The organism is Nocardia sp. NPDC004123 (assembly GCF_053603795.1).
The window spans coordinates 122,872-140,710 of the sequence record NZ_JBSGGG010000018.1 but is presented as its reverse complement, the minus strand read 5'-3'; the positions used below and the strand labels follow the sequence as shown (position 1 = coordinate 140,710).

At 68.3% G+C, this 17,839-nt stretch carries 15 protein-coding genes; 10 read left to right on the top strand and 5 right to left on the bottom strand.

What is annotated here, in order from left to right; genetic code table 11:
* Positions 1-33: 33 nt before the first annotated feature.
* The gene (locus ACWEQQ_RS26480; RefSeq protein WP_452350111.1) at positions 34-1,029 is read right to left on the bottom strand and encodes an AraC family transcriptional regulator; all 996 of its coding nucleotides are present in this window, start codon (positions 1,027-1,029) and stop codon (positions 34-36) included.
* Positions 1,030-1,195: 166 nt separating this feature from the next.
* On the opposite strand from ACWEQQ_RS26480, the gene ACWEQQ_RS26475 reads away from it, so the two are divergent.
* The 8 genes from ACWEQQ_RS26475 (at position 1,196) to ACWEQQ_RS26440 (ending at position 11,426) form a co-directional block, all read left to right on the top strand.
* The gene (locus ACWEQQ_RS26475; RefSeq protein WP_452340543.1) at positions 1,196-1,546 is read left to right on the top strand and encodes a carboxymuconolactone decarboxylase family protein; all 351 of its coding nucleotides are present in this window, start codon (positions 1,196-1,198) and stop codon (positions 1,544-1,546) included.
* Between the two features lie 46 nt (positions 1,547-1,592).
* The gene (locus ACWEQQ_RS26470) at positions 1,593-2,642 is read left to right on the top strand and encodes a 3-keto-5-aminohexanoate cleavage protein (RefSeq protein WP_452350110.1); all 1,050 of its coding nucleotides are present in this window, start codon (positions 1,593-1,595) and stop codon (positions 2,640-2,642) included.
* A gap of 118 nt (positions 2,643-2,760) precedes the next feature.
* Positions 2,761-4,098, top strand: coding sequence for an MFS transporter (locus ACWEQQ_RS26465; RefSeq protein ID WP_452350109.1), 1,338 nt, complete (start codon positions 2,761-2,763; stop codon positions 4,096-4,098).
* A gap of 67 nt (positions 4,099-4,165) precedes the next feature.
* A complete protein-coding gene (locus ACWEQQ_RS26460) occupies positions 4,166-5,719 on the top strand; it encodes a long-chain-fatty-acid--CoA ligase (protein WP_452350108.1) in 1,554 nt (517 codons plus the stop codon).
* A 64-nt stretch (positions 5,720-5,783) separates the two neighbouring features.
* A complete protein-coding gene (locus tag ACWEQQ_RS26455; protein ID WP_452350107.1) occupies positions 5,784-6,608 on the top strand; it encodes an SDR family NAD(P)-dependent oxidoreductase in 825 nt (274 codons plus the stop codon).
* Between the two features lie 44 nt (positions 6,609-6,652).
* Positions 6,653-7,255, top strand: coding sequence for an RBBP9/YdeN family alpha/beta hydrolase (locus ACWEQQ_RS26450; protein WP_452350106.1), 603 nt, complete (start codon positions 6,653-6,655; stop codon positions 7,253-7,255).
* Between the two features lie 16 nt (positions 7,256-7,271).
* Positions 7,272-8,039, top strand: a complete 768-nt coding sequence (locus ACWEQQ_RS26445) for a hypothetical protein (RefSeq protein ID WP_452350105.1) — start codon at positions 7,272-7,274, stop codon at positions 8,037-8,039.
* A 150-nt stretch (positions 8,040-8,189) separates the two neighbouring features.
* Complete coding sequence (locus ACWEQQ_RS26440; protein ID WP_452350104.1) at positions 8,190-11,426, top strand: protein kinase domain-containing protein; 3,237 nt, start codon at positions 8,190-8,192, stop codon at positions 11,424-11,426.
* A 21-nt stretch (positions 11,427-11,447) separates the two neighbouring features.
* Here ACWEQQ_RS26440 and ACWEQQ_RS26435 read toward each other — a convergent pair whose 3' ends face one another.
* A complete protein-coding gene (locus tag ACWEQQ_RS26435; RefSeq protein WP_452350103.1) occupies positions 11,448-12,563 on the bottom strand; it encodes an alcohol dehydrogenase catalytic domain-containing protein in 1,116 nt (371 codons plus the stop codon).
* A 75-nt stretch (positions 12,564-12,638) separates the two neighbouring features.
* Between ACWEQQ_RS26435 and ACWEQQ_RS26430 the strand changes: the two genes are divergently transcribed.
* Positions 12,639-13,295: a class I SAM-dependent methyltransferase gene (locus tag ACWEQQ_RS26430; protein ID WP_452350102.1), complete on the top strand. Its 657-nt coding sequence runs from the start codon at positions 12,639-12,641 to the stop codon at positions 13,293-13,295.
* A 6-nt stretch (positions 13,296-13,301) separates the two neighbouring features.
* Here the strand turns inward: ACWEQQ_RS26430 and ACWEQQ_RS26425 are convergent, their stop codons facing one another.
* From ACWEQQ_RS26425 to ACWEQQ_RS26415, 3 genes are all read right to left on the bottom strand, one after another.
* The gene (locus ACWEQQ_RS26425; protein WP_452350101.1) at positions 13,302-14,051 is read right to left on the bottom strand and encodes a hypothetical protein; all 750 of its coding nucleotides are present in this window, start codon (positions 14,049-14,051) and stop codon (positions 13,302-13,304) included.
* A gap of 88 nt (positions 14,052-14,139) precedes the next feature.
* Positions 14,140-15,576, bottom strand: coding sequence for a pentapeptide repeat-containing protein (locus tag ACWEQQ_RS26420; RefSeq protein ID WP_452350100.1), 1,437 nt, complete (start codon positions 15,574-15,576; stop codon positions 14,140-14,142).
* Between the two features lie 370 nt (positions 15,577-15,946).
* A complete protein-coding gene (locus tag ACWEQQ_RS26415) occupies positions 15,947-17,191 on the bottom strand; it encodes an MFS transporter (protein WP_452350099.1) in 1,245 nt (414 codons plus the stop codon).
* 93 nt (positions 17,192-17,284) lie between these two features.
* Here ACWEQQ_RS26415 and ACWEQQ_RS26410 point away from each other — a divergent pair, with 93 nt between their 5' ends.
* Positions 17,285-17,746, top strand: a complete 462-nt coding sequence (locus ACWEQQ_RS26410; protein WP_452346301.1) for an ArsR/SmtB family transcription factor — start codon at positions 17,285-17,287, stop codon at positions 17,744-17,746.
* Positions 17,747-17,839 lie beyond the last annotated feature (93 nt).

Genomic DNA, 17,839 nt, shown 5'->3' with positions numbered 1-17,839 from the left:
GAGCTTCCGGTGAGCCGCGGCCGCAGCTGCGCCCTACTGGAGTCGGGGTGTGCGGATGTGGGTGGGGCTCTGGCCGGTGTGGTGGCGGAACCATCGGGAGAAGGCGCTCAGTTCGGAGAAGCCGAGTTCGGTGGCGATGGCGGTGAGGGTGCGGTCGTGGTGGGTGAGGTAGCGGTGGGCGAGATCGAGACGGGTGGTGTTGAGGAGGGTGGTGAAGGTTTCTCCGCTGCGGGCCAGGTATCGGTGCAGAGTCCGGCGGTCGATGCCGAGGCGGGCGGCGACGGTGGCGGCCGAGCACTGATGGGTGGGCAGCAGGGTTTCGATGATGGCGCGTGCCTGCTCGGCGGTGGATTCGCCGACCGGGGTCAGGGATCGCAGGTATTCGCGGGCATAGGGGCGGAGCAGGGGGTCGGCGAGCGGGTTGGCGGTGTCGAGGTCGCGGGTGTAGCACACGATGCCGTTGAAGCTCTGCTCGAATTCGATTGCGGGCCCGAGGATCCGGTGAGCATCGCCGCGTCGCTCGGGTGCGCCGTGGGTGAAGCAGACCGACAACGGATGCCAGTCCCGACCTAGGAGTTCTCGCAGGATGCGGCAGGTGGCGCCGACGGCGAGCTCGGTGGCCTGCCGGCCGAGCGAGGCGCCGGGTGCGGCCTGGATGCGAATGGTGGTCAGACTGTCGGCCTGGGTGAGGCTGGTGCGCAGCGCCTCATTGTGCAAGGAGATATAGCGGAGCGCGATCTGCAGGGCACTGCGAATATCGGGTTCCTCGCGGGCGACGAGCGCGACCGGCCCGAGGTTGGCCAAGCTGCGACGCTCGGCCAGGTATAGGCCGAACTCCTCGCAGTTCGCTTCGCGCGCAGTGCGTTCCAGCAGCAGATCCACCGCGGCGGCGGGCAGCCAGGTATCGCTGGCGCTGACCGCCCCGGCGCCGATGCCCACCGATCGCAACATCAGCATCGGGTCGACCCCCAAGGACAGGGTCAAATCGACATAGCCGGACAGGACGGCGCTTCGGATCATCGGAGCCATCGGCATCCCTCCTTCATGATGTCCCAGATTGTCAATCTTTCGGTCCCGATCAGTCAAACATGATGACTCGTGCACACATAGCGTGACGGCTATCACGTTCACCGCATCACAGGAGCTGCCCGTGACCACCGAGCCCGCGTCCGTGCCCACGCCCGTCGTCGACGCCATGCGCGCACAAGGAGCATGGAATCCGTTGTGGGACAAATTGTCCGACTGGGACCCGGAGTGGACCGAGCAATTCATGTCCATGGGTACGTTGCCGGTCCGCCGTGGCGTGCTGTCCCCACAGTTCGTGGAATTGCTGAGCATCGCGGTCGACGCCGCGTGCACCCACATGTACTCGCCGGGCGTGCGCCGCCACATTCGCGCCGCCCTGGAGCTGGGCGTGTCCCGCGAGGAGATCCTCGCCGTCCTCGAGCTGACCAGTGTGCTGGGCATTCACGCGTGCAACATCGGGGTCCCCGTGCTCGCCGAAGAACTCGACGCCTTCGAGCGTCGCCGCGCGCAACAGCGGTGAATCCGCTGCGGCAAAGCGCAACTCACCAGAATCAGGAAGGACGATCATGCACTATCTCGACGATTCGCTGCTGCCGGAGAACCAGGAGAAACTGGTCATCCAGGTAGCGCCGTACGGCCCGGAATTCCTGCCCGGAGACTCCGACGACATCCCGGTGACGATGGACGAGCAGATCCAGAAGGCGGTGGACTGCTACAACGCGGGCGCACAGGTGCTGCACGTCCACGTGCGGGAAGCCGATGGACACGGGTCGAAGCGGCTCGAGCTGTTCAACGAGATGCTGGGCCGCCTGCGCGAAGCGGTACCGGAGATGATTCTCCAGGTCGGCGGTTCGATTTCGTTCGCGCCGCCGGAAGGCGGCGACCAGGCGAAGTGGCTGGATTACGACACCCGCCACCTGCTGGCCGAGCTGGATCCGAAACCGGATCAGGTCACCATCGCCATCAACACCAGCCAGATGAATGTCATGGAGTTGCTCAGCGATGACGATATCGCGGACACCTCGCTGCAGAACCCGATGCTGGCCAGGGCGTATCGCGACATGGTGGTCGAGGCTGGGCCGGAGTTCTATCTCGAGCATCTGCGGCGGCTGACCGCGGCGGGTATCCAGCCGCACTTCATGCTCGGCTCGGTGCATCAGCTCGAGACCGTCGAGCGGTTGATCCGCCGTGGCCTCTACACCGGCCCGCTGGTGCTGAATTACGTGGCGATCGGCGGCGGCGCGGCGGGCCTGCATCCGGCGGACCTGTTCGAGTTCATCCGCCGCACTCCGGACGGCGCGGTGCTGACCATCGAAACGATCATGCGCAATGTCACCCCGATGTGCACCATCGCGATCGCGCTGGGCCAGCACGTCCGAGTCGGCATCGAGGACAACCTGTGGGGCCGCAAGGGCGAACGACGCACCTCGGTCGAACAGGTCGAGCAGATGGTGCGCATAGCCGACGAACTCGGCCGCGATGTGGCCTCCTGCAAGGAGGCACGCGACATCTACCTGTTCGACGAGATCTACTCCGGCACCGACGACGCGCTGGCCAAGATCGGATACCCGCCCAACCGGCAGCCCGGCCAGGTCGGATTCCTGTACCACGCTTGATCTTTCGCAGGTGAGTGGGCCGGTCGCACCCGGTGCGGCCGGCGCACCACGCAGATTTGTTCGTCGACAGGATCCGGCCGCGCCGGTCCGTCGGTTCCACCAGGCTCGAGGAAGCGCCATGGACATCTCCACCACCCCCACCGACTTGTCGGCGACGTCCGCCGGACCATCGCGAGCCCGCTCACGGAGCTTCCCGTGGGTCGTGTTCGGACTGACCTTCGGATTGATGCTGTCGGACTACATGTCCCGCCAGGTGCTATCGGCGGTGTTCCCGCTACTGAAAAACGAATGGGGACTATCGGATTCACGGCTGGGCTCGTTGAGCAGCATCGTGGCCCTGATGGTGGGGCTGCTGGCGTTCCCCCTGTCCCTGGTGGCGGATCGCTGGGGACGCGTGCGCAGCATGCTGATCATGGCGACGGTCTGGAGTCTGGCCACTCTGCTGTGCGCGCTCGCCACCGGATACGGGCAGATGCTGGGCGCGCGTTTCCTGGTCGGAGTCGGCGAAGCCGCCTATGGCAGCGTCGGTGCCGCGGTGATGCTGGCGGTGTTCGCCCCGCACCTGCGCGCCTCCCTGAGCGGTGCGTTCCTGGCGGGCGGCTCGTTCGGGTCGGTCCTGGGTGTCGCGCTGGGCGGTGTCGTCGCCTCGCACATCGGCTGGCGCTGGACCTTCGCCCTGATGGCCGGCCTCGGGCTGCTGCTGGTCGGCGCGTTCCGCACGGTGGTCACCGAATCCGCTTTGCGCCGACACACTTTCGCCGAATCACCGGCGACCGGCGCAGCGGCCGCCACGCCGACCGGCGGCGCGGTGCGGGCACCGCTCTCGAGCCTGTTCTCCTCGGTGTCGGTGTGGTGCGCCTACGTCGGCGGCGGTCTGCAACTGTTCGTCGCGGCCGTGCTGATGGCCTGGCTGCCGAGCTTCTTCAACCGCTCCTATTCCATGCCCACCGACCGCGCCGGACTTGTGGCCTCGGGATATGTGCTGCTCATCGGGACCGGAATGATCATGTGCGGCATCATCACCGACCGCGTCGGCCGACGGCACCCGATACGTCAATGGAGCACTGCACTGGTCTACTGCGCGGTCTCGCTGGTCCTGCTCACCATCGCGTTCAGCCTCGGCACCGGTGCCGCCCAGCTGACCATCCTGGCACTGGGAGCAGTGACCGCCGCCGGATCGGCGGGAGCGACGACCTCGATGGTCGCCAGCCTCACCCACGCCAGCCTGCGGGCGACCGCGCTCGCCACGGTGACCTTGGCCAACAACATCTTCGGGCTCGCCCTCGGGCCGCTGGTCGTGGGCCTCCTCGCCGACCGTTACGGGCTCGCCGCCGCGCTGCGCCTGGTTCCGCTCGCCTATATCGGCGCCATCGCCGCCCTGGCCGTGGGCAGATACGCCTACCCGGCCGGACTGCGCCGCCTCGCCCGATTGGAAACGAGCCGTCCGGCCGCCTGACCACGCCGCCCTGTCCGGCCGTTCGGCCGCAACCGCTCCGGTCCCATCAATTCCGTGAGGTCTTCCCATGCTCAATCTCGCTGTGCTGCTCGAAGACACAGCCCGCCGTCATCCGGGGCACGATGCCATCGTCGCCGGCGATCAGAGACTGACCTATGCCCAGGTCGACGCCGCCGCGAACCGGATCGCCCACCTGCTCGCCGCCCGCGACATCCAGCGGGGTGACAAGGTCGCGCTGTCATGCCCGAATCTGGCGTGGTTCCCGATCATCTACTACGGCATCCTGAAAGCGGGAGCAACGGTCGTACCGCTCAACATTCTGCTCAAGGACCGCGAAATCGCGTACCACCTCGACGATTCCGAGGCTAAGGCGTTCTTCTGCTTCGAGGACACCGCTGAGCTTGCGATGGGCGAGTACGGTCGCGCCGGATTCGACCGGGCCCCCAGTTGCCGCCACTTCTTCCTCATCGATTCCCCAGCCCCCGGGGAGGTCGGCGGGCCCGGCGAGCTGGCAACCATGCTGCGGGAATTTCCCGGCGAATTCGGCACGCGGGCCATGAATCCCGACGACACGGCGGTCATCCTCTATACCTCCGGCACCACCGGAACGCCCAAGGGCGCCGAGCTGACCCACGCCAACATGCTGCTCAACGCCTTCACCGCCAACCGGCAGTTCAGCAGCGATCCCGGGATCCACGACCGGCATCTGGTGACGCTGCCGCTGTTCCACTCCTTCGGGCAGACGGTCAACATGAACGCCGGGTTCTCCGTCGCCGCAACCCTCGTCCTGCAACCCCGCTTCGACGCCACGACGACACTCGAGCTGCTGCGCGCCGAACACATCACCCTGTTCGCCGGTGTCCCGACCATGTACTGGGCATTGCTCGACGCCCCCACCGGCACCGATGACGTAGGCGCGGTCGGCAACAGTCTGCGGCTGGCGATCTCCGGCGGGGCCGCGCTGCCTGTCGAGATCCACACCCGCTTCCGGCAACGGTTCGGGGTGACCATCGCCGAAGGCTACGGGCTGTCGGAAACCTCGCCTCTAGCATTGTTCGCGGACCTGGCCGACGAGCCGCGCCCCGGCTCGATCGGGCGACCGGTATGGGGCGTCGAGGTGCGCCTGGTCGACGACGACTGGCAGACGGTCACCGGCGAGCGCGCGGTCGGTGAGATCGCCATTCGTGGCCACAACGTGATGAAGGGCTACCACCGCAAACCCGGCGCAACGAGCGAAGTCATGCACGATGGCTGGTTGCGCACCGGCGATCTGGCCCGCTGCGACGCCGACGGCTACTACTACATCGTCGACCGTGCCAAGGACATGATCGTGCGCGGCGGACTCAACGTCTATCCGCGTGAGATCGAAGAAACGCTGATGACCCACGAAGCGGTGTCGCTGGCCGCGGTCGTCGGGATCCCGCACGAGCGCCACGGCGAAGAGATCAAGGCCTACATCATCGCCGCGCCCGGAACGGCACCGTCCGAACAGTCGCTCATCGGCTGGGCCAAGCAGCGCATGGCCGCCTACAAGTACCCCCGCCATATCGAACTCGTGTCCGCATTGCCGATGACCTCGACCGGCAAGATCCTCAAACGCGAACTCCGCGCCCACCACTGAAACCGCTTGCGCCGCAACATCATCACCGCCCGGACGTGAGACGGTAACCGAAAGGAAGAACACCATGCAGCTAGCCGGCAGAACTGCCGTCATCACCGGTGCGGGCCAGGGACTGGGCCGCGCCATCGCGGTCGCGATGGCGCACGCAGGCGCCGATATCGTCGCCTGCGACATTCGGCCCGACACACTCGCGACCGTCACCGATGAGATCCTCGCGATCGGCCGCCGCTGCATGCCGGCTCAGGTCGACGTTTCCGACCGGGCAGCGGTCGACGCGATGGTCGACGAGGCCGCCGACCGCTTCGGCGGGGTTCACATCCTGGTCAACAACGCTGCCCTGGTACCGGACTCACCGGCCGATGTAGCGCGCCGCAACCGGCACTACGCCTACCTGACCACCCCGATCGAGCGCCAATCCCTGGGCATCACAACAAGTCTCACCGACAACGACTGGCTGAGGTGGTGGGACGTCAACGTGCACGGCGTGTTCTGGTGCACCCGCGCCGCCTTGCGGCACATGGAGCCGCAGGGCTACGGCCGGATCATCAATATCAGCTCCGTCGCCGGGATCTCGGCGGCGAGCGCGCACAGCCCCGGCTACTCCGCCGCCAAGGCCGCGGTCGCCAGCCTCACCAAGACCGTCGCGCTCGATGTCGGCGGAGCCGGTGTCCTGGTCAACGCCATCGCCTGCGGTGGCGTCGCCACCCCACCATTCCTGGCATACCTGGCCACGGCCACCGAGGAACAGAAGAACAGCCTCTATCAGATGATCCCTGTCGGAAGACTGGGCACCCCCGAGGAATACGCCTCGCTGGCCGTCTACCTCGCGAGCGAGAACCACTATCTCACCGGGCAGATCATCAGCCCCAACGGCGGGGTCGTGATCTGAGCTGCGCGCTCGCGAACACCTGAAAGTCTTACCGGAGCATCGATTTGAACTACTCCCCCGAGCCCGCCGTCGTCATCGTCCCGGGGCTCAACGACCCGCCCCCGGGCCACTGGCTGCACCGGCTGGCCGCCACTGATACCCGCGCGCACACCGTCCCACGTCCTCCCGATGGCACACACATGGATCGGGACGCCTGGGTGGCAAGCCTGGAGACCACGGTGTCGGCCATCCCGGACGACCTCGTTCTGGTCGCGCACAGCGCCGGGGTTCTCACTGTCGTGCACTGGGCGGCGCAGCGGCCGAGCCGGCCGATCCGTGCGGCGTTGCTCGTCACACCGCCGGACTTCGAAAACCCGCCCACGGATGATCCGGGGATTCGGCGAATCGGCACAGCACATGGCTGGTGCCCCATCCCGCGCGGTCGCCTGCCGTTCCAAACCACTCTGGCGGCCAGCACCAACGACCCGTTCGCCAACGTCCGGCGGGTGACCGGGATGGCCGAAGCCTGGGGAAGCAGGCCGGTCGATCTCGGTCCGGTCGGGCACCTCGACTCCGCCGCCGGCTACGGGCCATGGCCGCGGGCCACCTCACTGCTGACCGAACTGGTCACGCGCACAAAGCCTTCCACCACGGAAGTACACCGATGAATCAAGGAAACACCCGATGAGGAAAACCACCACCGCCGTGCTCGCCGCGACCGCCCTCGCGCTGACCGCCGCGACCGCCAACGCCGCCCCGCAACCCGGCCACGCCGAAAATGCCGACGTCCATTACGAAGTCACGCGTCAAGGCGATGCCGCGCTGCTGACCATCAGCGGCGGAGCCTTGAAACTCGCCGGAGACCAACTCGTCCTCACCGATCCCACCGACCGGCCGGTCGCCGCGATCCCGCTCACCTACCGCATCGACAACACCGCCTACCCGATCGCCGCCCGAATCGACGGTGGCACAGCAACACTCACCCCCGACAAGACGGCCGGACAGCCCGTGCCGGCCGCGCAGGCCGTCACCCCCGACCAGACCATCACCACCGATCGGGCCGCCACCCAGATCGCCGAATCGTTCACTCCCCGTGACACCCAAGCCCTCGGCGTGTTCGCCCAGCGCGCAGCCATCGGAGCCGCCGTCAGCGCGGTCCTGGGCGCTGTTCTCGGCGCGGGCGTCGGGTGTCTGGTCGGTGCGGCCGCCGGTGCCGTGCTCACCAGTCCCGTCATGGCACTGCTCGTTCCCTTCGTCGGCGCCACCATCGCGGGCTGCGTCCTGGGTGCCGCCACCCTCGGCGCCGTCGGAACGATGGCCGGACTCGTCGTCGCCGGCGGGCCCATCACACTGTTCTCCGCGATCCAGTACTTCTCCACGATCCTTGCTCCCTGCCCGCCCGACCTCGCCTACTGCAAAGACCCCGCACAGGCCACCAACCCCGGCAAGTAACAACCCACGACGGTCCCCGAAACCGTCGGCCGCCACACCGGGATGGCCGACGGTAGGAAGGCCGCCTCCACCAGACGGCGAACAGCGTGCGGAGAACAGACCAGTCGGGATATTGTGGCTGGTGCCCGGTGGGGAGATCACGAGTGGCCGATGGTCGAGAGAGATCTGTTCATGACGCAGCGTGATGTCGATGTCGTCACGGAGTTGCGTGCTGCGGGTTTCGAGGAGGCCGAGGAGATCGGGCGGGGCGGTTTCGGGGAGGTGTACCGCTGTAGCCAGCCGGCTGCGGGTCGCACGGTCGCGGTGAAGGTGCTGACCGGTGAGCTGGATGAGAATCGGGAGCGTTTCTTTCGTGAGCAGCGTGCGATGGGGCGGCTGACCGGGCACCCGAACATCGTCGACATGCTCGAGGTCGGTGAGACCGCGAGTGGTCACCCGTACCTGGTCATGCCCTATCATGCGCGTGGGTCCCTGGATGCGCGCCTGCGCCGCGACGGTCCGTTGTCGCTGGCGCAGGTGCTGCACCTGGGGGTGAAGCTGGCCGGGGCGCTGGAGACCGCGCATCGGGCCGGGGTGTTGCACCGCGATATCAAGCCGGGAAACATCCTGCTCACCGATTACGGTGAGCCCGCGTTGACCGATTTCGGGATCGCCCATATCACCGGCGGATTCGAAACCGCGACCGGCACGATCACCGGATCACCGGCGTTCACCGCACCGGAGGTCCTCAGTGGTGACGCCCCGAGCCGGGCCTCGGATGTGTACGGGCTGGGCGCCACGCTGTTCTGTGCGCTGACCGGGCATGCGGCCTACGAACGCCGCAGCGGCGAGGAGGTCGTCGCGCAATTTCTGCGAATCACCCAGCAACCGGTACCGGATCTGCGGGAGCAAGGAATTCCCGACGACGTCTCCGCGGTGATCGCGGCGGCCATGTCCCGTGAACCACGCAGTCGCCCCACCGCCGCGGAGTTGGGCGAGCAATTGCGCCAGGTAGAGCGCGATCACGGTTTCCGGGTCGATGCGATGACGCTGCCGCCCGAACCGGCAGCCGAGCCCGCCTCGGTTGTCACGTCGGTGCCCGCGGGGAGTCGTACCGGGAACCTGCCGATCGAGTTGACCAGCTTTGTCGACCGGCGGATCCAGCTGACCGAAATCAAGAACCTGCTGGCGGGGTCACGTCTGGTGACGCTGACCGGTATGGGCGGGGTCGGCAAGTCACGGCTCGCGCTGCACGTCGCCGACAAGGTGCAGCGAAATTTCACTGCCGGTGTGCAATTGGTCGAGTTGAGTGATCTGCGCGATGAGACACTTGTGGTCGATGTCGTGGCCACCGCCCTCGGGCTGCGAAACCAGAGTGCCCGGCCGACGCTCGAGGTGCTGTTGGAGTTCTTGTCCGAGCGCAATCTGCTGCTGGTACTGGACAACTGCGAGCACGTGATCGATGCGGCCGCGGCGCTGACCGAATCGCTGCTGCGGACCTGCCCGCAAGTGCGGATTCTGGCGACCAGTCGAGAGGCACTCGGCGTCGGCGGGGAATCGGTGTTCGTGGTGCCGCCGTTGGAGATTCCCGATATGGCGAGCAACCCCGGGCTGCGTGTGGTGACCCGCCACGACGCGGTGACATTGTTCGCCGAGCGAGCCGCCGCGGCCGTGCCCGGCTTCGAGGTAACCGATGACTCCATGCTCAGTGTGGCCGGGATCTGCACTCGCCTGGACGGGCTGCCGCTGGCGATCGAGCTGGCCGCGGCCCGGCTCCGAACGATGTCGCCCGAGCAGATCCTGACCCGGCTCGACGACCGCTATGCGCTGTTGACTCGCGGGAGTCGTGGTGCCCCGATGCGGCAGCAGACCCTGCGGTGGTGCATCGACTGGAGCTATGACCTGTGCACACCGGCCGAGCAGCGGTTGTGGGACCAGCTGTCGGTGTTCGCAGGCACTTTCGAGCTCGATGCGGCCGAGCAGGTGTGCGGCGCCGATCCGACCGAGACGCAATTGCTCGACACCTTGTCCGCGCTGGTGGACAAGTCGATCCTGATCCGCGAGGAAACCGAGGGCACGGTCCGCTTCCGGATGCTCGAGACCGTTCAGGAATACGGCCGGGAGCAGGCCGAGGACAGCGGGAAATACCCGGAATACGTTCGACGGCATCGGGATTGGTGCGAGCGGTTGGCACTCCAGGTGGAAGCGGAATGGATCGGCCCGCACCAGCTGCAGTGGATTGCCCGATTGGAGCGGGAGCTGCCGAATCTGCGAAACGCGCTGGAATTCAGTCTGTCCGAGTCGGGCGAAACCGCGTTGCGGATCGTCACCGCCCTATACCAGTTCTGGACCTTGCGCGGGCGGCTCGGCGAGGGCCGCCGCTGGTACGAGCGCGCGCTGGCCCAATCGACCGATGCACCGCCGCTGAGTCGGGCCAAGGCTCGCTGCGGGGCCGCCACGATGGCCGTCCTGCAGGGTGACCTACCGGCCGCCGCCGAGCACGTGGCGCAGCTCGAGGCCCTGGCCGAGCAGACGGCGGACCCACTGGTCGCGGCCCTGCTCGCCCACGCCAAGGGAAACTATTTCCTCACGGGCGGTGCTGACAATCCGGCTGATGCGGGTACCGCCCTGCTGGCCGATGCCATCGACATCTACGAGGCATCCGGTGACCTCAAATCGCAGCTGGACGCCCGGATTTCGCTCGGCTGGGTTTACGCGCAACAGGGCGACATCCCGCGGGCTCTCGCGGGCCTCGAGAAGGCGCTCGCGATCACCGAATCCGCCGGTGAGACGGTGTATCGGTCGTGGGTGCTGTGGGCGATGGGATTCGCCGTGTGGCGAACCGGTGAGCCCGATCGCGCCACCTCTCTGTTGCAGGAGGGAATTCGAGCGGCCCGGCTGGTGTCCGATCCGGTCGTCGCCACCATCTGTCTGGAGGCGCTGGCTTGGATCGCGACCGAGCAGCGCGATGCCCGCCGCGCCGCTACCCTGCTGGGCGCCGCCGATACGCTCGGCCGCATCGGTGGCAGCTCCATCCCGATGTTGCCCAATATGCTCGTCTACCACGAGGAATTCACCCGCCGCAGTCGCGAGATACTCGGCGCGCGTGCCTTCGAGGCGGCCCATCGGGAAGGCGCCGCACTGAGTTTCGATGCCGCAGCGGGCTTCGCGCTCGGCGAGCAAGCCGAAGCGGCCGCGCCGCCCCGCCGTTCCGGAGGAAAACTGACCAAGCGTGAGCGCCAAGTCGCCGATCTCGTCGCGGACGGCCTGACCAACCGGGCGATCGCGGCCCGGCTGGTGATTTCACCACGCACCGCCAATGCACACGTGGAACATATCCTGACCAAACTGGGGTTCACCTCGCGCGCACAGATCGCGGCATGGGCCGCCGAACAGGCCGAACTCTGAACTGCGCCGGGATCGGGCGGGTCAGTCGAAGAGGATCACCTGGCGGAGGGCGTGGCCGGCGGCCAGTTCGTCCATGGCGGCGTTGATGTCTTCGAGGCGGATGTGGGCGGAGACGAGGCGTTCGACGGGGAGGTTGCCCGCGCGCCACATGCGGACGAATTCGGGGATGTCGCGGGCGGGGACGGCGGAGCCGAGGTAGCTGCCGATGATGGCGCGGCCCTGGGCTACCAGGGCGAGGGGGGAGATGGAGGCGCGGGCGTCGGGGGCGGGGAGGCCTACGGTGACGGTGACGCCGCCGGGAGCTGTTGCGGCTACGGCGGTTTCGAAGGCTCGGATGTTGCCCGCGGCTTCGATGACCGCCTCGGCCTGGATGGTGCCGGCGGCGATTTCCTGAGGGGTGTAGGCGGCGGTGGCGCCGAGTTCCAGGGCGGTCTTCAGTTTGTCGGGGACGGTGTCGACGGCGATGACCTCGCGGTCGGTGCCGGCGCGGAGGGCGGCGGCGACCAGGACGGCAGCCATGCCGACGCCGCCGAGGCCGACAACCATGATGCGGTCGGCGGGACCGGGTTTGGCCGAATTCAGCAGGGCGCCACCGCCGGTGAGGACGGCGCAGCCGAGGACGGCGGCCACCTCGGGTGGGACATCGTCGTCGACCGGGACCACCGAGCGGCGATCCACGACGGCGTGCGTGGCGAAGGCCGAAACACCCAGGTGGTGATGGACTTCCGCGCCGTCGCGCAGCAATCGCCTTCCGCCGGCGAGCAATTCGCCCGCATTGTTGGCGAGACTGCCGGGTTCGCAGGGGGTGCGGCCGTCGGTGGCGCAGCCGGCGCACTCGCCGCAGCGGGGCAGGAAGGTCATGACGACCCGCTGGCCGACGCGCAGGTCGCTCTCACCGGGGCCGACCGCCTCGATGCGGCCGGATGCCTCGTGGCCCAGCAGCATCGGCACCGGCCGCACCCGGTTGCCGTCCACCACGGACAGATCCGAGTGGCACAGCCCGGCCGCTTCGATCTTGACGAGCAGTTCGCCGGGTCCGGGTTCGCCCAGCTCCAGCTCGCTGATGGTGATCGGCTTCGAGTCGGCGAAGGGCGTCTGGGCCCCGATGCGTTCCAGGACGGCACCACGAATCCTCATGCGCCCGACGCTACTCCATCGCACCTTCCCAGACAGTGCGAAATCTGCTTCCATGGAGGCCGGACAGGAGCATCCATGAGCACATCGCTGACCACCGGCAATCGAGCCTGCAATCATGTGGTGACGCAGTTCTTCGGCACCGTCGCCCGCGCCTACGACACCGCCGCCCTGCAGCAGGTCGTCTACCGCCCGCCGCAGGATCAGGTCCTCGCCGAACTTCGCACCGCCGGATCGCGCCGCATCGCCGACATCGGCTGCGGCACCGGCATTCTCACCGCCCGCATCCAGCGCGAACTGCGCCCCGAGGCGGTCTACGGCGTGGATGCCTCGCCGGGCATGCTGGCCCAGGCCCGCGCCCGCTCCTCCGCCGTGCAGTGGCGGCAGGCCGCCGCCGAGCATCTGCCCTTCGCAGCGGGCGAACTGGACGCGATCGTGAGCACCAGCGCCTTCCACTTCTTCGATCATCCGGTCGCGCTGCGCGAATTCCATCGGGTGCTGGCGCCCGGCGGGCTCGTCGCCATCGCGACCATGCATCCCTCCGGCCCGACCTCCCGGCCCATTCAGCGGCTCACCCGCAGCCCGCGTTTCCCGGCCCACGCGACTTCACCGCGCGAGACCCGGAAACTGCTGCAGGACGCCGGATTCGAGGTCGTCGATCAGCGCAAGATCACCCGGCCGCTGCCGTCGTGGCTGATCCCCGACATCATCACCGTCGGACGGCGCGGGCGGTAATCGCGGTCACTTCCCCGGGTCGTCGCCGCCGCGGAAGCACACGGTGAGCTCGAGTTTGTTCCAGACCACCCAGACCGCGCCACGGCCGTCGCGCGGACAGCCCGCACCCGAGGTGGCGCCCTCGAGCACCGCGGTCGCCTGGACGATGTGGTCACCCGGAGTCCCGCAGGCGACCTTGGACGGGACATCCATATCGGCGGTGTCGTAGCAGACCCCGGTCCGCCAGTCGAAGGTCAGGCACAGGTGGTAGCGGGCCTTGCCGGTCTTGTCCTTGGGCGCGGATTCCAGCGTGTACAGCGGGCCCGAGCAGGGGTCCGGGCCGATCTGCAGCACCCGGTAGTTCGCGTCCACCGAGTTGCAGTCCGACGGCTCCGGCGAGCCGGCCTTCCAACTCGGTGCGCCGGAGGCGTCCTTGGCCTGCTGGATGGGCACCTCGACGCAGTCCCCCGCCTTCAGCGCGGCCATCGGATCGGGGGCGTCGGGCCTGGCGGAGGTGGTCGGCAGCCCGGCCTGCACGAGTTCCGGTGGCGCGGCAATCGCCTTGCCCGCGACGGTGTCCCGGGGCAGCGGCGAGATCATGGCGGTCATCGCGCCGAACACCAGCACCCAGCCGACCAGGGCCGAGCCCGCTGCCACCGCGCGCGTCCCGCGGCTCGCCCGATGCGGTGTCCGTCGCGCCCGGCTCGCGACCGTCGCCGCGAGGCAGAGCAGCAGCACCGCCACACCGGCAGCCCAACCGACGCCGTGGCTCCCCACCACACAATCCCCTGTCTCAACTCAACTCGTCTGCAAGCTATCCCACCGGTGAGCTTCGGGCAAAACCGGCGAACAGCCCGCGACGGGCTCAGGAGGCGAGTTCGGGGGTGGACTCGGCGAGCGCGGGCGGCCAGGGCGTCGGGGTGATATTGGCCGGTTTGGTGGCGGGGCCGGCGTCCCAGTCGAAGTGGACGCCGACCCATGCCCGGGGTTGTTCGAAGGTGATGGCGCGCGCGTCGAAGGAGACGCGGCGGAAGGAGATGTCGCCGAAGAAGTCGCCACCCGCGAAGGTCACCGACCGCCCCGCGAACACGGCATCGGCGAAGGAGACCTTCCCGTGGTACTCGGCCCGGGCGAAGGACACCTCCTGGGTGCGGCCGGTGCGCCACCGCACCTGCGCGCCCAGCCGGGCGCCGTCGAAGGAACAGGACTCGGAGTAGAAGCGGGAACCGGCGAAAGTCACCCGCGCGCCGGTGAATTCGGCACCGGCGAAGCTGACCCGGTCGCCGTCGAACACGGCGCGTTCGAAGGTGGTCAGGGCCGCGGCGAAGCCGGCCTCGGCGAAGACGGCGGGCTCGCCCGCGAAGGTGACGCGGTCGAATGCCGTTCGCGCGCCCCGGAATTGCGCGCCCTCGAAACTCACGCCGCCACCGAAAGTGGTCTCGGTGAAGGTGGCTCCGGCATTCTCGCGGTCGGTCCGGTCGACCTCGGTGTGCGCGAAGACCGCCCGGTCGAAGACGGCCATGCTGCGGAAGACGGCCCCGCGGAAGGTGACCCGCTCCCCCAGGAACCGCGTCTGCTCGAAGGACACGGTGCGGCCGCTGAGGAACATGGCGTTGGTGAAGCGGGTGTTGCGGCCCGCGAAGACGGCGTGCCGGAAGTCGGCGTTCTCGAACACGGCGTCGGAGAAGTCGAAATCACAGCCGCACCAGGGGGTTTCGGCAGCAGGACGCAGATGCTCGGCGATCACCCGCACGATGGTGTCGCGGACCTGCCGATCGTTCTGGCGATAGGTGTACACCCGTTCCACGGCCGTGCCGTGATCCTCGATGCGCTGCGATCTGGAGGCCAGGTGACTGGCCCCCTCCTCCGGTTGATACGGCAGCCGCAGGTACCCGCACAGCACATCCACGCACTGCTGCCGCCGCCAGCGGGCGGAGAATTCGTCGGCCACCCCGGCCATGGCGTAGACCCCGGCGATGCGCACCGCCACATCGGGATCCCCGAGCTGACGGGCGGCGGCCCCGAAGACATCGGCGAAACGCCCGCGCTCGGCATCACGCTGCCGCCGGTAGGCCACCACCAGGGCGACCGCTCCGAAGACACCCGCCGTGACGGCGAGCGAAATCTTGCTCAGATCCAGCTGATTCGGCGTCTCGGCCCGCGCGCCCAGGAAGTGCCACAGCACCCACCAGGTGACGCCCGCGACGGCGAGCCCGCCGAGCACGGCCACCACCGCCGACACCATCAGGCCCGATCGGTGTACCGTCCGGCTCACCACCCCACCGAACCTCCACCGCCGCATAGCCGAAGAATAGCGACCCCGGCCCGGTCACGCATCGGATGCGACAATTCCACCGCGACTTCGCGCACCCGAAAATCGCAACACGCCAAACCGTTTCACCGAGAATGTGGTGTGCCTGCGCGGCAGCAGCACAGAGTCGATGCGGCGCAGCACCGCCGCCGACCGGCAGCACCACCTCCGACCGACAGCACCACCTCCGACCGACAGCACCACCTCCGACCGACAGCACCACCTCCGACCGACAGCACCACCTCCGACCGGCAGTACCACCTCCGACCGGCAGCAGCGCCGTATCCGCCTGGTGCCGAATACGGCGTCCGCCCGGCGACACAGTGTCACCGGGCGGACGCAGGCACGGCCATTCGGGAAATCAGGCGGCCGTCGCTGCCTCCACGGGCTCCTCCACCTCCGAGGCAACGGCATTGCGGCGCAGCCCGATACCGGCGGCACCCAGGCACGCCAGCGCCACCACGACCACGAACCACGGGAACACCGTGCTCAGCCCCCAGGTGGTGGCCGCCCAGCCCGCCACCACGGTCGGCACCGCCATGGCCGAGTAGGCCAGCAGGTAGTAGGCGGACATGGTCTCGCCCCGCTTGTGCTGCGGGACAACGTTGGACAGGTGCCGCAGCGATCCGCCGAAGCCGAGCCCGAAGGTGCCGCCGAGGGCGAATCCGGCCAGCAGCACCAGCACCCAGTTGTGGGTGTTCAGCGCCGGAATCGTGATCACCAGCGCGATCGCCATGCCGATATCGCCGGCGATGGCCGCGCGCCGGGCCGGAATCCCGCCCGCGATGGCCTGCGCGATCGCACCCGCGGTCGCTGTCGAAGCCACCACCGCGCCGCCGAAGACCAGATTGTGGATGCCCGTCTTGGCCGAGGCCAGCGACGGATACAGCGACAGCAGCACGCCCAGCACCGACCAGGCCGCCATCACGCCCAGCGCCGAGAACCAGAAGTCACCGCGGATCTCCTGCGGCACAGCCGGTTTGGCAATGGTGATGCGCTGCTTCTGCCGCGCCCCGTGCGGCTCCCGCAGCGCCAGCACACCCGCCGCGATGAGCACGCACACCAGTGTGATCACCACATACGGCGTGCGCAGCGGATGCGGCGCGTACTGGGCCAGCACCGCCGAACCCAGAATCGCCACGGCCATACCGACATTGAAGGCCACCCCGGACAGCTGCCCGGACCGCGCGCCCTGCTGCGGCCGCAGATCCAGCAGTGCCGCCGCGCCCGCCACCACGGTCGCGCCGACCGCGGCCCCGTGCACCGCCCGGGCCAGCAGCAGCATGGCCACATTGTCGGCGAGCAGGAATACCACCAGGCCCACGATCATGAGCGCGAACGCACCCAGCAGGACCGGCTTGCGGCCCACCACGTCCGAGATCCGCCCCGAGACCAGTACCGCGCCCAGCGCCGCGACCGCGTAGGCGGCGAAGACGAAGGTCGTGGTGAGCGGGGAGAAATGCCAGCTCTGCTGATAGATCCCGTACAGCGGGGCCGGTGCGCCCGAAACGCCCAGTGCCACACCGCTGGCCGCGAGGACGAGCGCATAGGCCCAGGTCTGGCTGCCCTGTTCGGCTCGAGTCGTAACCACCGTTGCCGATGCCATCGAACCCTCCATCAGGTAAGTTTGATTATGATCGAACCAAACCCTACGCGGGGTTCGACGATTATCAAACTAGATATCCGAGTGAGGTAGCTCATGCCCGACACCGAAGCGCTGCCCGCGGTGGCCCCGCTGCCCGCGGTGCTCGGCGCACTACAGGACCCGATACGCCTGGAGATCGTCCGGCGCCTGGCCAGTGCCGGCACCCCGCTGCGCTGCAGCCTGACCTACGACGGCGTCAGCAAATCGACCGCCGCCCACCACTTCAAGATCCTGCGCGAGGCCGGCGTCACCGCCCGCGTCACCATCGACGGCAACACCCACCTGCGCCTGCGCTCCGCCGACCTGGACACCGCCCTCCCCGGCCTGCTCGCCGCGGTACTGGCGGCCGCGAATCGTGAACGCGATGACACTCCGGCCGGCGCGGACACCCCGGCCGGCGCGGGCGAGCGATTCGTGACCCGAGAACAGTTCGTGGCCGCGTCAGGCGCCGCGCCGACAGCTGATCTCGCGGCATTCCGGGCCGATCAGGACGCCGCCTGGCCGGGTCACCACTGACCAGCAGAACGATCTCGCCCGCACCACATCATCCCGCGGTGACCCGGGCGGCGGCCGATTGCGCACGCAGCGACTCGTTTTCGCGGCGCAGAT

Excerpts from the sequence above, each read along its gene's own strand:
- ACWEQQ_RS26480 (WP_452350111.1), bottom strand. The coding sequence starts at position 1,029 with ATGGCTCCGATGATCCGAAGCGCCGTCCTGTCCGGCTATGTCGATTTG.
- ACWEQQ_RS26475 (WP_452340543.1), top strand. The coding sequence starts at position 1,196 with ATGCGCGCACAAGGAGCATGGAATCCGTTGTGGGACAAATTGTCCGAC.
- ACWEQQ_RS26470 (WP_452350110.1), top strand. The coding sequence starts at position 1,593 with ATGCACTATCTCGACGATTCGCTGCTGCCGGAGAACCAGGAGAAACTG.
- ACWEQQ_RS26465 (WP_452350109.1), top strand. The coding sequence starts at position 2,761 with ATGGACATCTCCACCACCCCCACCGACTTGTCGGCGACGTCCGCCGGA.
- ACWEQQ_RS26460 (WP_452350108.1), top strand. The coding sequence starts at position 4,166 with ATGCTCAATCTCGCTGTGCTGCTCGAAGACACAGCCCGCCGTCATCCG.
- ACWEQQ_RS26455 (WP_452350107.1), top strand. The coding sequence starts at position 5,784 with ATGCAGCTAGCCGGCAGAACTGCCGTCATCACCGGTGCGGGCCAGGGA.
- ACWEQQ_RS26445 (WP_452350105.1), top strand. The coding sequence starts at position 7,272 with ATGAGGAAAACCACCACCGCCGTGCTCGCCGCGACCGCCCTCGCGCTG.
- ACWEQQ_RS26440 (WP_452350104.1), top strand. The coding sequence starts at position 8,190 with ATGGTCGAGAGAGATCTGTTCATGACGCAGCGTGATGTCGATGTCGTC.
- ACWEQQ_RS26435 (WP_452350103.1), bottom strand. The coding sequence starts at position 12,563 with ATGAGGATTCGTGGTGCCGTCCTGGAACGCATCGGGGCCCAGACGCCC.
- ACWEQQ_RS26430 (WP_452350102.1), top strand. The coding sequence starts at position 12,639 with ATGAGCACATCGCTGACCACCGGCAATCGAGCCTGCAATCATGTGGTG.
- ACWEQQ_RS26420 (WP_452350100.1), bottom strand. The coding sequence starts at position 15,576 with ATGCGGCGGTGGAGGTTCGGTGGGGTGGTGAGCCGGACGGTACACCGA.
- ACWEQQ_RS26415 (WP_452350099.1), bottom strand. The coding sequence starts at position 17,191 with ATGGCATCGGCAACGGTGGTTACGACTCGAGCCGAACAGGGCAGCCAG.
- ACWEQQ_RS26410 (WP_452346301.1), top strand. The coding sequence starts at position 17,285 with ATGCCCGACACCGAAGCGCTGCCCGCGGTGGCCCCGCTGCCCGCGGTG.